Raw genomic sequence first — 465 nt, forward strand, 5'->3', positions numbered from 1 at the left:
GCTCGTCGGACAGGAGCCCGCGGTCCAACTCGCGGTCGATCTCGGCGAGCTGGTCGCGATAGAATTCGACATCGCCGCGGGAATCGATCTCCGTCCCAGCGGCACGGCGGGACAGCGGCCAGAGCGCCGCCATGACGGCGGCCCCCGTCATCAGCGCCATGACGACCCAAAGGAGCATGGCTTCACATACGCGCTGCAGGAAATGAGCCGAAGGTGGCACGTGGCCACACGCAATTTCCCTTAGGAACGGACATCGTCAAGTCGAGATATCGCCCGGAAGCTGAAGCTCGGCCCGGGTTCCCCCGAGCGGCGACGGACCGAGTTCGAGCGTCCCCCCATAGATCGCGGCGAGTTCGGAGACGATGGACAAACCGAGCCCCGAGCCGGGCTTCGTCTCGTCCAACCGCCTGCCCCGCTTCATCGCTTCCTCGCGCGCCTCCGCCGGCAGGCCGGGCCCGTCGTCAT

Annotated in this window: 2 protein-coding genes; both read right to left on the bottom strand. The window is 67.1% G+C overall.

What is annotated here, in order from left to right; all coding sequences use genetic code 11:
• Positions 1 to 178, bottom strand: a 178-nt coding sequence (gene ccmI, locus AC2JF9_RS08965; RefSeq protein WP_500727069.1) for a c-type cytochrome biogenesis protein CcmI, incomplete at its 3' end; no start/stop codon positions are given.
• Positions 179 to 256: 78 nt separating this feature from the next.
• Positions 257 to 465 (bottom strand): ATP-binding protein (locus tag AC2JF9_RS08970; protein WP_500727068.1); only part of this gene is annotated, 209 nt, incomplete at its 5' end.

It is taken from the genome of Lactobacillus sp. C449L (genome assembly GCF_059900815.1).